At 59.2% G+C, this 15,542-nt stretch carries 15 protein-coding genes; 12 read left to right on the forward strand and 3 right to left on the reverse strand.

Annotated elements, in window-relative coordinates:
• Positions 1 to 94: 94 nt before the first annotated feature.
• Positions 95 to 952, forward strand: coding sequence for a bifunctional methylenetetrahydrofolate dehydrogenase/methenyltetrahydrofolate cyclohydrolase FolD (folD, locus tag FXO11_RS11630; RefSeq protein WP_148863126.1), 858 nt, complete (start codon positions 95 to 97; stop codon positions 950 to 952).
• 88 nt (positions 953 to 1,040) lie between these two features.
• On the opposite strand, the gene FXO11_RS11635 is transcribed toward folD, so the two are convergent.
• The 3 genes from FXO11_RS11635 to FXO11_RS11645 form a co-directional block, all read right to left on the reverse strand.
• On the reverse strand, positions 1,041 to 3,221 hold the full coding sequence (locus FXO11_RS11635; RefSeq protein ID WP_148863127.1) for a malate synthase G: 2,181 nt from the start codon (positions 3,219 to 3,221) through the stop codon (positions 1,041 to 1,043).
• Positions 3,222 to 3,375: 154 nt separating this feature from the next.
• Positions 3,376 to 4,758 (reverse strand): cysteine--tRNA ligase, encoded by a 1,383-nt coding sequence (gene cysS, locus FXO11_RS11640; protein WP_148863128.1) that lies wholly within the window; start codon positions 4,756 to 4,758, stop codon positions 3,376 to 3,378.
• A 43-nt stretch (positions 4,759 to 4,801) separates the two neighbouring features.
• Positions 4,802 to 6,478: a glutamine--tRNA ligase/YqeY domain fusion protein gene (locus tag FXO11_RS11645; RefSeq protein ID WP_148863129.1), complete on the reverse strand. Its 1,677-nt coding sequence runs from the start codon at positions 6,476 to 6,478 to the stop codon at positions 4,802 to 4,804.
• Between the two features lie 190 nt (positions 6,479 to 6,668).
• Here FXO11_RS11645 and FXO11_RS11650 point away from each other — a divergent pair, with 190 nt between their 5' ends.
• The 11 genes from FXO11_RS11650 (at position 6,669) to phnK (ending at position 15,513) form a co-directional block, all read left to right on the forward strand.
• Positions 6,669 to 7,178, forward strand: coding sequence for a peptidylprolyl isomerase (locus FXO11_RS11650; protein WP_148863130.1), 510 nt, complete (start codon positions 6,669 to 6,671; stop codon positions 7,176 to 7,178).
• Positions 7,175 to 7,900, forward strand: a complete 726-nt coding sequence (locus tag FXO11_RS11655) for a UDP-2,3-diacylglucosamine diphosphatase (RefSeq protein WP_148863131.1) — start codon at positions 7,175 to 7,177, stop codon at positions 7,898 to 7,900. The genes FXO11_RS11650 and FXO11_RS11655 overlap by 4 nt, the downstream gene beginning before the upstream one ends.
• Before the next feature lie 211 nt (positions 7,901 to 8,111).
• Positions 8,112 to 8,951, forward strand: coding sequence for a phosphonate ABC transporter ATP-binding protein (gene phnC, locus FXO11_RS11660; protein WP_148863132.1), 840 nt, complete (start codon positions 8,112 to 8,114; stop codon positions 8,949 to 8,951).
• Positions 8,952 to 9,017: 66 nt separating this feature from the next.
• Positions 9,018 to 10,007: a phosphonate ABC transporter substrate-binding protein gene (phnD, locus tag FXO11_RS11665; RefSeq protein ID WP_148863133.1), complete on the forward strand. Its 990-nt coding sequence runs from the start codon at positions 9,018 to 9,020 to the stop codon at positions 10,005 to 10,007.
• A 106-nt stretch (positions 10,008 to 10,113) separates the two neighbouring features.
• Positions 10,114 to 10,878 carry a phosphonate ABC transporter, permease protein PhnE gene (phnE, locus tag FXO11_RS11670; protein WP_148864895.1) on the forward strand — a complete coding sequence of 255 codons (765 nt, stop codon included), beginning with the start codon at positions 10,114 to 10,116 and terminating at the stop codon, positions 10,876 to 10,878.
• 57 nt (positions 10,879 to 10,935) lie between these two features.
• Complete coding sequence (gene phnF / locus FXO11_RS11675) at positions 10,936 to 11,649, forward strand: phosphonate metabolism transcriptional regulator PhnF (RefSeq protein ID WP_148863134.1); 714 nt, start codon at positions 10,936 to 10,938, stop codon at positions 11,647 to 11,649.
• Positions 11,646 to 12,098, forward strand: coding sequence for a phosphonate C-P lyase system protein PhnG (phnG, locus tag FXO11_RS11680; protein WP_148863135.1), 453 nt, complete (start codon positions 11,646 to 11,648; stop codon positions 12,096 to 12,098). The genes phnF and phnG overlap by 4 nt, the downstream gene beginning before the upstream one ends.
• On the forward strand, positions 12,095 to 12,706 hold the full coding sequence (gene phnH / locus FXO11_RS11685; RefSeq protein ID WP_148863136.1) for a phosphonate C-P lyase system protein PhnH: 612 nt from the start codon (positions 12,095 to 12,097) through the stop codon (positions 12,704 to 12,706). Before phnG ends, phnH begins: the two co-directional genes overlap by 4 nt.
• Positions 12,706 to 13,821 (forward strand): carbon-phosphorus lyase complex subunit PhnI, encoded by a 1,116-nt coding sequence (locus FXO11_RS11690; protein WP_148863137.1) that lies wholly within the window; start codon positions 12,706 to 12,708, stop codon positions 13,819 to 13,821. Before phnH ends, FXO11_RS11690 begins: the two co-directional genes overlap by 1 nt.
• Positions 13,818 to 14,693 carry an alpha-D-ribose 1-methylphosphonate 5-phosphate C-P-lyase PhnJ gene (locus tag FXO11_RS11695; RefSeq protein ID WP_148863138.1) on the forward strand — a complete coding sequence of 292 codons (876 nt, stop codon included), beginning with the start codon at positions 13,818 to 13,820 and terminating at the stop codon, positions 14,691 to 14,693. The genes FXO11_RS11690 and FXO11_RS11695 overlap by 4 nt, the downstream gene beginning before the upstream one ends.
• Positions 14,683 to 15,513, forward strand: a complete 831-nt coding sequence (gene phnK / locus FXO11_RS11700) for a phosphonate C-P lyase system protein PhnK (RefSeq protein ID WP_148863139.1) — start codon at positions 14,683 to 14,685, stop codon at positions 15,511 to 15,513. Before FXO11_RS11695 ends, phnK begins: the two co-directional genes overlap by 11 nt.
• Positions 15,514 to 15,542: the final 29 nt, after the last annotated feature.

Below are 15,542 nucleotides of genomic sequence, written 5' to 3' on the forward strand. Positions count from 1 at the left end.
CGGCGCTCCCACTGCGGCACACAGTCCGTGTTGATCCCGCAATCACACGCACGCGCAGACTAACAACCTGCGCCAAAATCAGATTACACAGGCAATGACAGCAGAACTGATTGATGGAAAGAAGATCGCCGCCCAAGTCCGGGAGGACGTCAGACTAGGCGTCCAGTCTCGCATCGACCAAGGGCTTCGCGCCCCAGGCCTTGCGGTGGTGCTCGTCGGCGAAGACGCCGCCTCAAAGGTCTATGTAGGCAACAAGCGCAAAGCCTGTGACCAGGCCGGGATTATTTCGCTGTCTTACGATCTACCGGTGGATACGACCCAGCAAACACTGGAATCGCTGATCGATGAGCTTAACGCGAATCCCGCAGTCGACGGCATCCTGGTGCAACTGCCCTTGCCAGAGCACCTCGACGCTGACCCTATCCTGGTAAAAATCCATCCGGACAAGGATGTGGATGGCTTCCATCCTTTCAATATCGGACGACTCGTCCAACGCCGCCCGGAACTGCGGCCTTGTACGCCTGCGGGCATCATCACCCTGCTCGACTCCATTGGCACCCCTTACAAGGGCCAGCACGCGGTTATTGTGGGCGCATCCAATATCGTCGGACGCCCTATGGCCATGGAATTGCTCATGAAGGGTGCGACCGTCACCGTCACCCACCGCTTTACCCATAACCTGCCCGGCTATGTTGCCGAGGGTGACATCGTGATTGCGGCGGCCGGCAAGCCCGGGTTGGTGAAAGGGGACTGGATTAAACCCGGCGCAACAGTGATCGACGTCGGCATCAATCGCACCGAAGAGGGCAAGCTGATCGGCGATGTGGAGTTCGCCAGGGCCGCCGAGCGTGCGGCCTACATTACGCCAGTGCCTGGCGGCGTCGGCCCAATGACGATTGCAACGCTTTTGCAAAACACCCTCTTTGCCGCCAACGAGCTGCACGCCGATTGACAGTATGCGACGGGCCAGAAGCCCGAATGTCGCCAAAGAAACAACAAAAAAAAACCCCGCCGAGCGGGGTTTTTTTGTGTCCGGACGCTTATTGACCGAACTTGGCCTTGGCCTTCAGGCGGTAAGCATGCAGAAGCGGCTCGGTGTAGCCGTTCGGCTGCTCGCGACCTTTTAGCACCAGGTCAACCGCGGCCTGGAAAGCGACGCTCTCGTCGAAGTCCGGCGCCATGCTGCGGTAGGCAGGGTCTTTAGCGTTCTGGCGATCAACCACCGAAGCCATACGCTTCATGGTTTCCATGACCTGCTCTTCGGTACAGATGCCATGGTAGAGCCAGTTGCAAATGTGCTGGGATGAAATACGCAGAGTCGCACGGTCTTCCATCAGCCCCACATCGTTGATGTCGGGCACCTTGGAACACCCCACACCCTGATCGATCCACCGCACCACATAACCCAGGATGCCCTGCGCGTTGTTGTCCAGCTCTTGCTGGATTTCATCTGCAGACAGCGCTTCCGGATTCTCCAGTAGAGGGACCGTCAGAATATCGTCCAGACTCGCGCGGGCCCGCTTGGCTAACGCCTCCTGAACCTCGGCCACACTCACCTGATGATAATGCAGCGCATGCAACGTGGCTGCGGTCGGCGACGGTACCCAAGCGGTATTGGCACCCGCTTTCGGATGGCCGATCTTGGCCTCCATCATTCCAGCCATCAAATCCGGCATGGCCCACATGCCCTTACCGATCTGCGCATGGCCCTTCAGGCCCGACTCCAGACCGATATCCACGTTCCACTGCTCGTAAGCCTGGATCCAGGCGGCAGACTTGATATCGCCCTTACGGATGATCGGTCCCGCTTCCATGGCAGTGTGAATTTCGTCACCAGTGCGATCGAGGAAACCGGTATTGATGAAGATACAGCGATCTTTGGCGGCTTCGATGCAAGACTTGAGGTTAACCGTCGTGCGGCGCTCCTCGTCCATGATGCCGACTTTCAGGGTATAGCGCGGCAGACCAAGCGCGTCTTCGACACGACCGAAGAATTCATTAGTGAAAGCCACTTCTTCCGGTCCGTGCATCTTTGGTTTGACGATGAACACGCTGCCTTGGGTCGAGTTCTGGAACGGTCCATTGCCCTTCAGGTCATGGATGGCGATCAGCGACGTCAGCACGCCGTCCATCAGACCTTCCGGGATCTCGTTGCCGTCCTTGTCCTGGACCGCGTTGATCGTCATCAGGTGGCCCACGTTGCGCACCAGCATCAAACTGCGGCCCTTCAGGCTCAGCTCGCTGCCGTCAGGCGCGGTGTACGTGCGATCAGCATGCATTTTGCGGGTAACCCGCTCGCCGCCTTTCTCGAAGGTTTGCTCGAGATTGCCCTTCATCAGACCGAGCCAGTTGCGGTAAACCACGACCTTATCATCCGCATCCACGGCGGCCACGGAGTCTTCGCAATCCATAATGGTGGTCAGCGCGGACTCAACCAGAACGTCTTTGACGTGGGCACCGTCGTCCTTTCCGATCGAATGGGTGGCATCAATCTGGATTTCGAAATGCATGCCGTTCTTCACCAGCAGGAGCCCGGTAGGCTCGCTCGCGGCGCCGGTGTAGCCCACAAATGCGGATTCGTCTTTCAGGCCGGTGGCTTTGCCATCGTGCAACTTAACAACCAGCTTACCGTCCTCGACAAGGTACTTGGCTGCATCCTTGTGACTGGCATCGGCCAGCGGAGCGGAACCGTCGAGCATGTTGCGGGCATATTCGATAACCTTGGCGCCGCGCACCGGATTGTAGCCCGGACCTTTGTCGGCGCCATTCTCCTCGGAAATGACGTCGGTGCCATAAAGCGCATCATAGAGACTGCCCCAACGGGCGTTAGCCGCATTCAAGGCGAAACGCGCGTTCATCACAGGGACGACAAGCTGCGGACCTGCCAGGGTGGCAATTTCAGGGTCCACGTTGGCAGTGGAAATATTGAAGTCCGACGGCTCGTCGACCAGGTAACCAATCTCTTTCAGAAACGCCTTATAGTCGTCCAGCTTGATCGGCTGCCCTTTGCGCTCGGTGTACCAGCCATCCAATTTCGCCTGGATATCGTCGCGCTTTGCCAGCAACGCTTTGTTGCGCGGGGCCAGCTCGTGAATGATGGCGTCAAATTCTGCCCAGAATTTGTCAGCATCAACGCCGGTGCCCGGGAGCGCTTCGTTGTTCACAAAGTCGTACAAGACTTTAGCGACCTGTAGGCCGCCGACTTGGACGCGTTCTGTCATCGTTATCGCCTCAGTGGGTTGCTATATTCAATGGTTTGCGAGCGCGGAGTTCTGGACGCTATCCGGTCCACCTCCTTTGTATGACCGCCGACCATCACTACTGGCAGCATGCGCTTTTCGAAGCGCGATAGTTTACGTGAAAGTACAGATAAATTCATGTCCGACGCCAGCTGGTGCCTTCCCGTGAATCGTCCAGGACGATACCCTGCGCGGCCAACGCATCGCGGATACGGTCAGCCCCCGCAAAATCCCGGTTACGGCGAGCTTCGGCCCGGGCTTCGATCTGCCTCTCTATTTCGTCGGCGCCGGGCCCTTCAGCACTGTCCGCCTGGAAAAAGGCTTCAGGATCCTGCTGTAATAATCCCACAACGCCGCCGAGGCGCACCAGCACCCCCGCCAGTTTGGCCGCTTCCTTATCGTCTTCGCTGCGTCTCAGGCGGTTGATTTCAGAGGCCACCGCATGAAGCACCGTATTGGCGCCAGCGGTATTGAAGTCATCATCCATCGCTTCCTGGAAACGCTGATCGAACTCAGTCTCCGCCACGTCGCTGACCGGCTCCAGACCACGTAGCGCATGATAAAGACGGGTCAGGGCGCTGGACGCCTCCATGAGGTTGTCTTCAGAATAATCCACCTGGCTGCGGTAATGACTCGACACCAAAAAATAACGCACGACCTCGGCCGGATACTTGTCCAGAATCTCGCGAATAGTGAAAAAGTTGCCGAGAGACTTGGACATCTTCTCCTTGTTCACCCGCACAGCGCCCGCGTGCATCCAGTAGTTGACGAAATGCTTGCCCGTGGCGGCTTCGGATTGGGCGATTTCGTTCTCGTGGTGGGGGAACAGAAGATCCGGGCCGCCACCGTGGATGTCGAACGTATGGCCCAGGCAGCAGGTAGACATGGCGGAGCACTCAATGTGCCAGCCAGGACGACCGCTACTCCAGGGAGACTCCCAGCTGACCTCGCCGGCCTTGGCCGCTTTCCAAAGCGCAAAGTCGGCGGGCGTACGCTTCACTTCGGAGACGTCCACCCGGGCACCGGCAATCAGATCGTCCAGCTTCTTCCTGGAAAGCTTGCCGTAGCCCTCAAACTGCTCCACCGCAAAATAGACGTCGCCGTTATCCGCTGGGTAGGCAAACCCTTTGTCGATCAAGATCTGGATCATCCGCAGCATGTCGTCCATATACCCGGTCGCACGGGGCTCTTCGTTCGGTGCAATGACACCCAGAGCCCGCTCGTCTTCGTGCATGGCTTCGATCATGCGTTCGGTTAGGGCGGTAAAGGCCTCACCGTTCTCGTCCGCTCGACGCAGAATCTTGTCGTCGATATCGGTGATGTTGCGCACGTAGGTGACGTCGTAACCGCGGTGCCGCAGGTACCGGGTGATCACGTCGAAAGCGACCAGCACCCGCGCATGCCCCAAATGGCAGAAGTCGTAGACCGTCATACCACAGACATACATCCGCACCTTGCCTGGTTCCAGGGTTTTCAGTGCTTCCTTTTTTTGCGTCAGGGTGTTGTAGAGCTGAATCACGTTATTTGGGTCCAAGGTTGTTTGGGGCCGATGCTGTCGATGCTTACTTTTGCGCCTTCGCCCAGGAGTCGCGAAGGGTCACTGTGCGATTGAAGACCGGCTTTTCGGCCGTCGAGCGGGCGTCGTCCAGAAAGAAATAGCCCTCGCGCTCAAACTGGTAAGGAATATCGTCGCGGGGCTGCGCCAAGCTTTTCTCGACGCGGGCGCCAGCTTTGACAATCAGGTTTTCGCTATTAATGTGGGTGACAAAGTCCACATCCTTGTCGCTGTCCGGAGCCTCGTGATTGAACAGACGGTCATAGAGATAGACATCGGCCTCGACGCTGTCGTCAGCGGAAACCCAGTGAATCACGCCGTTGGGCTTGTAGCCCTCGGGGTTCACCCCCAATGTCGCGGGATCGTATTCGCAACGCAGTTCAACGATCTCGCCGCTGTCGTCACGGATAACGTCGCGACAGGTCATCACATAGCCACCCCGTAGACGCACAGCCTGCTGCGGCGCCAGACGCTTCCATTTACGTGGCGGCTCCTCGGCAAAGTCCTCGCGGTCGATATAAAGGGTGCGCGTCCATGGCACTTCACGGCTGCCCATTTCCGGGTCTTGCGGATGCACCGGCAGCGTTAGCGATTCGGACTCACCTTCGGGATAGTTGGTCAACGTCACCTTGATCGGGCGCATCACGCACATGGCGCGCGGAGCACGAGCGTTTAGGTCTTCCCGGATGGCATGTTCGAGCATACCCAGGTCCACGGTCCCCCCAGCCTTGCTCACACCCACCATGTCGCAGAAGTTGCGTATGGACTGCGGCGTAAAACCGCGGCGACGCATGCCGGAAATGGTCGGCATGCGCGGATCGTCCCAGCTATCCACGAACCCTTCGTCCACCAAACGCTTGAGCTTGCGTTTGCTGGTGATGGTGTAGTTCAGGTTCAGACGTGCGAACTCAATCTGGCGCGGCTTGCATGGCGCTGAAATATTATCGATCACCCAGTCATAGAGCGGGCGATGATCTTCGAACTCCAGAGTGCACAGCGAATGGGTCGTACCTTCCATCGCATCCGAAATCGGGTGGGTAAAGTCGTACATCGGATAGATGCACCACTTGTCGCCGGTCTGGTGGTGCGACGCAAAGCGGATACGATAAAGAATCGGGTCGCGCATATTAATGTTGGGCGAGGCCATGTCGATCTTGGCTCGCAGAACCAGAGCGCCGCCCTTGTGCTTCCCGTCACGCATCTCGTGGAACAGCTTCAGGTTTTCCTCGACCGGGCGGTCACGGTACGGGCTGTTGCGGCCCGGCTCCGTCAGGCTGCCCCGGTACTCGGCAGCTTCCTCGGCTGTGAGCGCGCAGACGTAGGCTAGACCCTTTTCGATCAGCTCCACAGCAAAGTCGTAAATGGCGTCAAAGTAGTTGGATGCATAGCGCACGTCGCCAGACCACTCGCCACCCAACCACTTCACATCGCGTGTGATGGCATCGATGTACTCTTGCGATTCCTTTTCCGGATTGGTGTCGTCGAAGCGCAGAGTGCACTCGCCATCAAAGGTTTCAGCAATGCCGAAATTCAGGCAAATCGACTTCGCGTGACCAATGTGCAGGTAGCCGTTGGGCTCCGGCGGAAACCGGGTCACCACTTTGCCCTGATGCTGACCACTAGCAACGCTTTCTTCGATCAGGTTTCGGATAAAGTTGTTGGCTTTTCGGGATTCTGCGCTCATAGATACTCATCTGGTGATCGATGGAAAACCGCTATTATACGCATAGATGAGGCTGTATCTCATGCATCCGCATGAATGCTCGCGTACAATTTTGCCAATAGAACGTTTCGGGCAATCCAGGAGTTGTTCAGAGGCTCCACCACCCAACCCGAAGACTTGTCTGACCGAGAGATAAACACAGGAAACCCTAATGATTCTGCTGAAAACGAACCACGGTGATATCAAGATCGAACTGAATTACGACAAGGCGCCCAATACCGCCGCCAATTTTGAGCAGTACGTGCGCGACGGGTTTTACGACGGTCTGATCTTTCACCGAGTCATCAGCAACTTCATGGTTCAGGGCGGTGGCTTCGAGCCAGGCATGGTGCCGCGTAAAACCGGCGCATCCATTCGCAATGAGGCGAATAACGGTCTGAGCAATATGATTGGCACCCTAGCCATGGCCCGGACCATGGATCCGCATTCGGCGACCGCTCAGTTCTTTATCAACGTCGAGAACAACGGCTTTCTCGACCATACCGCGGAAACCGCCGAGGGCTGGGGCTACTGCGTATTCGGCAAAGTGGTTGAAGGCATGGACACGGTCAACAGCATTCGCGGCGTACGCACAACCATGCGCCACGGCCACCAGGACGTGCCGGCTGACGATGTCGTGATCGAGTCTGCGGAAGTCCTGGAGGATGGAGGCGCGGCGTGACCACGCTTTTCATCTCGGATCTCCATCTTGAAGAATCGCGCCGGGATATCACCGACGCGTTTCTCAAGTTCCTTGAAGACAGGGCAATCCATGCCAACACGCTTTATATCCTCGGGGACTTCTTCGAGGCCTGGATTGGCGACGATGAACACACCCCCTTGCAGGAAGAAGTGGGCGATGCGCTTCGAAAGCTGACCGATACCGGCGTCACGCTTTATTTGATGCATGGCAACCGAGACTTTCTAATCGGCGAGGATTTCTGCAGTCGCGTCGGCGGTACGTTGCTGGATGACCCGACCCTGATCGACCTCTACGGCACGCCGACGCTGCTCATGCATGGCGACAGCCTGTGCACGGCCGATGTGGAATACCAGAAATTCCGCGCCAGTATGCGCAACAAGCAATGGCAGGACATGTTTCTCAAGCGGCCATTGGAAGACCGCCAGTTGGTGGCCCGTCAATTGCGTCAGATGAGCATGGCCAAGAACCAGGGCAAGCAGGAAGCCATCATGGACGTCACCAAAGGCGAAGTCGTTGAGGTGATGGAAGCGCACGGCGTGCAACGCCTTATCCACGGCCATACCCACCGCCCTGCTGTGCACGACCTCGAGGCCGATGGCCAGGCAGCGAAGCGCTTCGTGCTGGGCGATTGGGATAAGCACGTCTGGTGGATCGAAGCCAGCGCGGACGCCCCACCCGAACTCTTACACGAACCGCTGTAACATGCCCGGGCGTCACTAGCACGACGCCGGCATTGCAATAGCCCGAGACCGGGGAGGCGCTTAGCCCTCCCCAACCTCGCTTGCTCACATCCCCGCCTGTCACAAACTCTTCAATCGCACGACACGAAACTGCCACGCATTCGTCACACGCTCTCCCTAAGGTCTAGACATCTGGACGACAACGTCCAATCGACGACTGCGGGAGGCAATCATGCGGCATGACACCGTCATCGACATCAGCAGGCTGAGCAAAAGCTTCGGTGCTAACAAGGCACTGAAGAACATTGAACTCAGCATCTGCCCGGGAGAGATGGTCGCGCTGCTCGGCCCCTCGGGCTCCGGCAAATCCACCCTGCTCCGCCACGTTGCCGGACTCGCCTGCGGTGACCGTAACGCCGACGCATCCATCAACGTGCTCGGCAAGAACGTGATGCATGGCGGGCGCCTGAAGGGCGACATACGCCGGACCCGTGCCGATATCGGCTATATCTTCCAGCAGTTCAACCTGGTCAGCCGCAGTTCCGTGATGACCAACGTACTGATCGGTCGATTGGGACGCATACCGGCCTGGCGCGCGACCCTGGGCCTATTCACCCCCGACGAGCGCCGTAGGGCTATGGCCGCATTACAGCGAGTGGGCCTCGCCCACCACGCCGATAATCGCGCGTCTCAGCTTTCCGGAGGGCAACAGCAGCGGGTGGCCATCGCCCGGGCGCTGGTCCAGGAGGCCGAAGTCATCCTCGCCGACGAACCCATTGCTTCACTCGATCCCGAATCTTCCCGCCGCATTATGACCAGTCTTCGCGACATCAATCAGAAGGACCGCAAAACCGTTGTGGTCACCCTGCATCAAGTGGACGTCGCATTGGAATACTGCCCGCGGGTCGTCGCCCTTAAAGACGGCGAAATCTTCTACGACGGACCTGCGGAGCACCTATCCCCCAGCACTCTAAGAGCGCTTTACGGCCACTACCCGGATTGGGTGGACAGTCCCGAATCAGCCGCCCCGCGGCACACCCCCACTTTGGTCGCGGCTGCCCAGGCCGGCTGATAGTAAAACCAAAAAACCATAGTAAAACCATAGCAAAACCAAAAACCCGACAGTCTGGAGGACGTCATGAAAGCCCTTACCCGATCGCTTATTGCCACCGCCCTGGTGCTCTTTGGCCTAACCGGCCAGGCCGTAGCCGAGGATATGAAAACCCTGAACTTTGGCATTATTTCCACGGAAAGCTCACAGAACCTACGGCAAGTCTGGGACCCCTTCCTGAAAGACATGGAAAAGCAGACAGGGATGGAGGTGAAAGCCTTCTTCGCACCGGACTACGCCGGCATCATCCAGGGTATGCGCTTCGACAAGGTCGACGTGGCCTGGTATGGCAACAAATCTGCCATGGAAGCCATTGATCGCGCCGGCGGCGAGATCTTTGCCCAAACCGTCGATGTCACCGGCAACCCCGGGTACTGGTCTCTGCTGGTGACCAGCAAAGACAGCCCGCTGAACACCGTCGACGATATCTTCAAGAACCCGGGCGAGCTGACATTCGGCAATGGCGATCCCAACTCCACATCAGGCTACCTGGTGCCTTCCTATTATGTCTTTGCCAAGCGCGACGTTCAGCCCAAAAACGTTTTCAAGCGGGTGCTGAACAGCAACCACGAGAGCAATCTGCTGGCAGCCGCCACCGGCCAAGTGGATTTCGCCACGAACAACACCGAAAGCCTGGCTCGTTTGCAGGAAACCCACCCAGAGAAGGCGGAACAGATCAAAGTCCTGTGGAAATCACCGCTCATTCCGGCCGATCCCATTGTGTGGCGTAAGAATCTGCCCGAGTCGGCCAAGACAAAGATCTGGAATTTCTTCATGGACTACGGCAAGGGCGAGCGAGAAGCCAACGTTCTCGCCGATCTGCAGTGGGCACCTTTCAAAGCGTCCAGCAACGATCAACTGATCCCCATCCGTCAACTCGCACTCTTCAAGCAGCGCGCTGAAATCGAAAACAGCGACAGCCTCTCCGCCGAAGAGAAGTCCACCAAGCTGGCCGAGATAGACGCAAACCTAGCCAGCCTGGAACGCCGCATGGCCGCCCTCGACGCCCGCGACTGATCACCGAACCCGAGCCGGGGACCTACTAGCATTCGCATGAGCCCCGGCTCATCCAAGGAGAAACCGAGTGACCGCACTCAACGTCGATCAACACCTACAGGCCCATATGCGGCACCGCCGGACCTCGCTGTGGCAATGGCTGGGCTGGGCCCTGTTCGTGGCCGTGCTGATCGTGTCCTGGGAAGGCGCCGATATGCGACCCATGACGCTGATCAACGACGCGGGAAACATGGCGGTGTTCGCAGGGGATTTCTTTCCACCCAATTTCGACAACCTGGACCTGTATCTGGAGGAAATGCTTATCACCATCCAGATCGCCGTTTGGGGCACGGTTTTGTCGATCGTTATGGCGATCCCCCTGGGCATTTTATCGTCCGAGAACCTGGTGCCCTGGTGGATCTACCAGCCGGTTCGCCGGGCGATGGACGCGTGCCGCGCGATCAACGAAATGGTCTTTGCAATGCTCTTTGTCGTGGCTGTAGGACTAGGGCCCTTCGCCGGTGTTCTGGCGTTGTTCGTTCACACCACCGGGGTACTCGCCAAGCTCTTTTCCGAGGCTGTCGAAGCTATCGATCACGGGCCGGTCGAAGGCGTTCGAGTCACCGGCGCCAGGCCGGTGCACGAGATCATCTATGGGGTGATTCCCCAAGTCCTGCCTCTATGGATCTCCTATTCACTTTATCGCTTCGAATCCAACGTCCGCTCCGCAACGGTGGTCGGTATGGTCGGCGCCGGCGGCATTGGCGTCATTCTTTGGGAAAGCATACGCGGCTTTATGTTCGCCGAAACTTGCGCCGTCATCCTCGTGATTGTGGCGACGGTCACGCTGCTCGATGTGCTCTCCCAGCGAATCCGTAGGCGATTCATCTGAGTGTGGGAGCTTCGCCCGCATCCACACTTGTCTAGATATCTATACCACGGAGTCCAAATGGCGATTTATCAGGCTATAGCCCAGAAACTTCAGGATGAAATTCGCGAGCAGTTCCAGGTCGGGGAATACCTGCCGCCGGAACACCAGCTCGCCGATCGTTTCAGCATCAACCGTCACACGCTACGCCGGGCGGTAGAAGAGCTCATTCAGGCCGGCATGCTGGAGCGCCAGCATGGCCGCGGCACCCTAGTCCTGAACAACTGCATCGAGTACGAAATCGGTGCCCGCGGACGCTTTTCCGAAGCGCTGGAGAATATGGGCCTGCATCCCTCGACCGAGGTGCTGGATTTTGCGCTGATGGAGGCTGGGCGCAAGGAAGCCCATCATCTGGGCATCGCGCCGGGAGCCGGCATCGTCCGGATCGACACCCTGCGCCGGGCCGACGGGCGCCCCATGACGTTGTTATCCCACTACCTGATCGCCACGCGGGTACCGGATATTCAAGATCACTACCAAGGCGGCTCGCTGCACGCGGTGCTGGAATCGGTTTACGGTCTTCGCCTGCAACGCCAGCAGAGCTTTATCAGTGCCGCGCTGCCCCGGCGCGACGAAATTGCACACCTCTGCTGCGCCCGCCATCAGCCTTTACTCATTATTCGTTCACGCAATGTGATCGCCGGTACCCGGGAGGTCGTCGAGTACAGCATTTCCCGGTGCCGGGCCGACCGCTTTGAACTACGTGTTACACCCGATCCGGAGATATCCCCATGACCCAAAGCCAATCCCATGCGCGACAGGGCTGGATGGCGGTGCTTTCGCGCGCGTCCATCCGAGAACTGGAAGACGGCCTGACCCTGTTGGATTCACCCCCAGCCTACCGCCACCTACGTCCACCGGAGTGCGGCATGGCTATGGTGCGCGGACGTACGGGTGGCAATGGTGGAGCGTTCAACCTCGGCGAGGTCACCGTGACCCGCTGCGCGCTATCGCTGGACGATGGAACCACTGGCATGAGCTGGGTACTCGGTCGCGACAAGCGTCATGCCGAGCTTGCCGCGCTATTCGACGCCCTGTTGCAAACCGGCCGGTACGACGAGCTACAGCACCAGCTGATCGAACCCTGCCGTGGCCGCTGGCAAGCCGCACAGACACGCAAGACGCGCCAAGCCGCAGCAACCAAGGTGGACTTCTTCACGATGGTCCGAGGAGAGAACGCATGACACCACGCCAAAGTCAGCAGCTTTGGGCCGGCTTCGAGGAACCCGTACACCAATCCCAGCAAGCCTTCAAAGCCATTCTCAAGGCGATGTCCGAGCCCGGTGTAATCGTTGGGCTAGACGGCCCCGAACCGATGGGCGACCTTTGCCCCGCGGCGTGGGCAACCCTGCTCACCCTGACCGACAACGATACTGCGGTTTGGATCAGCCCGGGGCTGGCCCACCGCGGTGTCGAGGACAATCTACGTTTCCACTGTGGCGTACCGATTAGCACCGAATCCGACTTGGCGGATTTCGCGGTACTGACCCTCGATGAGTGGTCTTGCCTGGACGGTTTTGCAACGGGCAATCATGAAACACCCCATCAGACGACAACGCTCATTGTCCAGGTGCCTGCATTGGACGAGGGACATGCCTATCAGCTCTCCGGGCCGGGCATACAAGACTGCCGCCCTGTGCACGTCTCCGGCCTCACCGACGACCACCTTCGCTTGTTCGAGAACAATCGCCAGCGCTTCCCAACCGGCCTGGACATCGTGCTGGTCAGTGCTGACCAGCTCCTGGGATTGCCTCGCACCACGCGGATTCAACTGTTAGAGGAGGAGCACTGATGTACGTTGCCGTTAAAGGCGGAGAGCAGGCTATTGACCAGGCGCATGCGCTCATGGCCCACCGCCGCCGGGGGAATCCCGGCATCACCGAACTTTCAGTCGCGCAAATTCGTGAACAGCTTCACCTGGCAGTCGACCGGGTGATGAATGAAGGCGCGCTATACGACCCAGAACTGGCCGCTCTCGCCATTAAACAGGCCAGCGGCGACTTGGTGGAAGCCATTTTTTTGGTGCGTGCCTATCGCACCACGTTGCCCCGGTTCGGAAGCACCGAACCGATGGACACAGCGGCCATGCGCGCTGAGCGCCGGGTATCCGCCATTTTCAAAGACCTGCCCGGGGGCCAGTTATTGGGTCCGACCTATGACTACACCCACCGGCTGCTCAACTTTGCGCTGCTGGCCGAAGGGCACGATTCCGCACCACCGGCCGAAGCGGACACCGAGAGCGGTTTGTTGCCCCGGGTCAACGCCATCATGAATAACGACCGCCTGCTGGAAACCGAAGTGCCCGGCCCCGCAGCGGCCACCGATCTCACCCGTGAGCCACTGGAGTTCCCCGCCGATCGCGCCACCCGTCTACAGGCCTTGGCACGGGGTGACGAGGGGTTCCTGCTGTCACTGAGCTACTCGACCCAGCGTGGCTACGGCCGTAACCACCCGTTTGCGGGCGAAATCCGGACAGGCGAGGTGGCGCTGGAACTTCATCCAGAAGAACTCGGTTTCGCCGTCGTCATCGGCGATATCACCGTTACCGAGTGCGATATGGTCAATCAGTTTGCGCTGGAAGGTGCCGATCCGCGCTTTACCCGCGGCTACGGCCTGGCCTTCGGCCGCTCGGAACGCAAAACCATGGCGATGGCGCTGGTCGACCGTGCACTCAGGGCACGGGAACTGGACGAGCCACAGGATGCCCCCGCCCAGGACGAAGCCTTCGTGCTTGCCCATTGCGACAACGTTGAGGCTTCCGGTTTCGTGTCCCATCTCAAGCTACCGCACTACGTGGATTTCCAAAGCGAACTGGCCCTGTTGCGCCAGCTTCGAGACGAGGCAAAGCGCGGCAATCGCGAAAACGATTCACGTCCCGCCTCGCCCAATCTGGAGGAGCCCGCATGAGCCTCACTCCCCTTACCCGTTCCACCGGTCCCGACCCGGCCTACAACTTCGGCTACCTGGATGAACAGACCAAGCGCATGCTGCGGCGCGGCCTGCTCAAAGCCGTTGCCATTCCCGGATACCAGGTTCCATTTGCCGGGCGCGAAATGCCCCTACCGTATGGCTGGGGTACCGGCGGCATGCAAGTCACCGCGGCCGTGATCGGTGCAGACGACACCTTAAAAGTCATCGACCAGGGGGCCGACGACACCACCAATGCCGTCTCCATCCGCAAATTCTTCCAGCGGGTATGCGGCGTTGCCACCACCGAGAAAACCACCGACGCGACGCTGATCCAGACACGGCACCGGATTCCCGAAACCCCGCTACGGGCGGGCCAGATCCTGGTATTCCAGGTGCCGATTCCCGAGCCTTTGCGCTTCATCGAACCCCGCGAGACCGAGTGCCGCACCATGCATGCGCTGGAGGAATACGGCGTTATGCACGTAAAACTCTACGAGGATATTGCGCGCTTTGGTCATATCGCCACCACCTATGCCTACCCCGTCAAAGTGAGCGGTCGCTACATCATGGACCCCTCGCCCATCCCCCGATTCGATAACCCGAAGATGAACCATAGCCCGGCGCTGATGCTCTTTGGCGCCGGCCGGGAAAAGCGCCTCTACGCCATCCCGCCTTGGACCGACGTCACCAGTCTGGACTTCGAGGACTACCCCTTTGAGGTTCAACAGTGGGAGGCGCAATGCGCTTTTTGTGGCGCGGACGCGAGCTTCCTCGATGAGGTGGTGACCGACGACCAGGGCGGACGCTTATTCGTCTGCTCCGATACCGATTATTGCAGCCAGCGCCAGGAGGCCCGCCATGACCAGTGAAACGTTGGCGGCGCCCGCCGTCACGCCGGAAAGTGAGATTGACGCACGGCCGGCACCTCTGCTCGCAGCTCGCCAACTGACGCACCACTATGCCAACGGCCGTGGATGCGACGACATCGAGCTGGACCTGTTTCCAGGCGAAGTCATGGGTATCGTCGGTGAATCCGGCTCCGGCAAGACCACCCTGATGCGCTGCCTCAGCGGCAAGCTCCGCCCCCAGCACGGCCAGGTCAGCTACCACTCAAGCCAATTTGGCACGGTGGATTTACTGACGCTCAACGAGTCCCGGCGACGCGTACTGGCCCGCACCGAGTGGGGCATGGTGGAGCAAAACCCGCGGGACGGTCTGCGCATGCGCGTGACTGCCGGCGCCAATCTCGGCGAAAGGTTGATGGCCGTTGGCGAGCGCCATTACGGCCGCATCCGCGAGACCGGGGAGCATTGGCTCAACGCCGTGGAAATCGATGTCGACCGCATGGACGACTTGCCGAGGGATTTCTCCGGAGGCATGCAGCAGCGTCTGCAAATCGCCCGCAATCTGGTCACGCGCCCCCGGCTGCTTTTTATGGACGAACCCACCGGCGGCCTGGACGTCTCGGTGCAGGCCCGCTTGCTCGACCTGTTGCGCCAGCTGGTGCGTGAACTGGATCTGGCAGTGGTCATTGTCACCCACGATCTTGCGGTCGCGCGCCTCTTGGCCCACCGGCTGGTGGTGATGCGCCAGGGCCACATCGTCGAGCAGGGTCTGACCGACCAGGTACTGGACGATCCGCAGCATCCTTATACGCAACTGCTCGTATCGTCGGTACTTGCGGGCTGACCCGTCACACGTTATCCCGGGTTGCCGTT

Origin of the sequence: Marinobacter fonticola (genome assembly GCF_008122265.1) — a bacterium.
Lineage (GTDB): Bacteria > Pseudomonadota > Gammaproteobacteria > Pseudomonadales > Oleiphilaceae > Marinobacter_A > Marinobacter_A fonticola.

Excerpts from the sequence above, each read along its gene's own strand:
- folD (WP_148863126.1), top strand. The coding sequence starts at position 95 with ATGACAGCAGAACTGATTGATGGAAAGAAGATCGCCGCCCAAGTCCGG.
- FXO11_RS11635 (WP_148863127.1), bottom strand. The coding sequence starts at position 3,221 with ATGACAGAACGCGTCCAAGTCGGCGGCCTACAGGTCGCTAAAGTCTTG.
- FXO11_RS11645 (WP_148863129.1), bottom strand. The coding sequence starts at position 6,478 with ATGAGCGCAGAATCCCGAAAAGCCAACAACTTTATCCGAAACCTGATC.
- FXO11_RS11650 (WP_148863130.1), top strand. The coding sequence starts at position 6,669 with ATGATTCTGCTGAAAACGAACCACGGTGATATCAAGATCGAACTGAAT.
- phnC (WP_148863132.1), top strand. The coding sequence starts at position 8,112 with ATGCGGCATGACACCGTCATCGACATCAGCAGGCTGAGCAAAAGCTTC.
- phnD (WP_148863133.1), top strand. The coding sequence starts at position 9,018 with ATGAAAGCCCTTACCCGATCGCTTATTGCCACCGCCCTGGTGCTCTTT.
- phnE (WP_148864895.1), top strand. The coding sequence starts at position 10,114 with ATGCGGCACCGCCGGACCTCGCTGTGGCAATGGCTGGGCTGGGCCCTG.
- phnF (WP_148863134.1), top strand. The coding sequence starts at position 10,936 with ATGGCGATTTATCAGGCTATAGCCCAGAAACTTCAGGATGAAATTCGC.
- phnG (WP_148863135.1), top strand. The coding sequence starts at position 11,646 with ATGACCCAAAGCCAATCCCATGCGCGACAGGGCTGGATGGCGGTGCTT.
- phnH (WP_148863136.1), top strand. The coding sequence starts at position 12,095 with ATGACACCACGCCAAAGTCAGCAGCTTTGGGCCGGCTTCGAGGAACCC.
- FXO11_RS11690 (WP_148863137.1), top strand. The coding sequence starts at position 12,706 with ATGTACGTTGCCGTTAAAGGCGGAGAGCAGGCTATTGACCAGGCGCAT.
- FXO11_RS11695 (WP_148863138.1), top strand. The coding sequence starts at position 13,818 with ATGAGCCTCACTCCCCTTACCCGTTCCACCGGTCCCGACCCGGCCTAC.
- phnK (WP_148863139.1), top strand. The coding sequence starts at position 14,683 with ATGACCAGTGAAACGTTGGCGGCGCCCGCCGTCACGCCGGAAAGTGAG.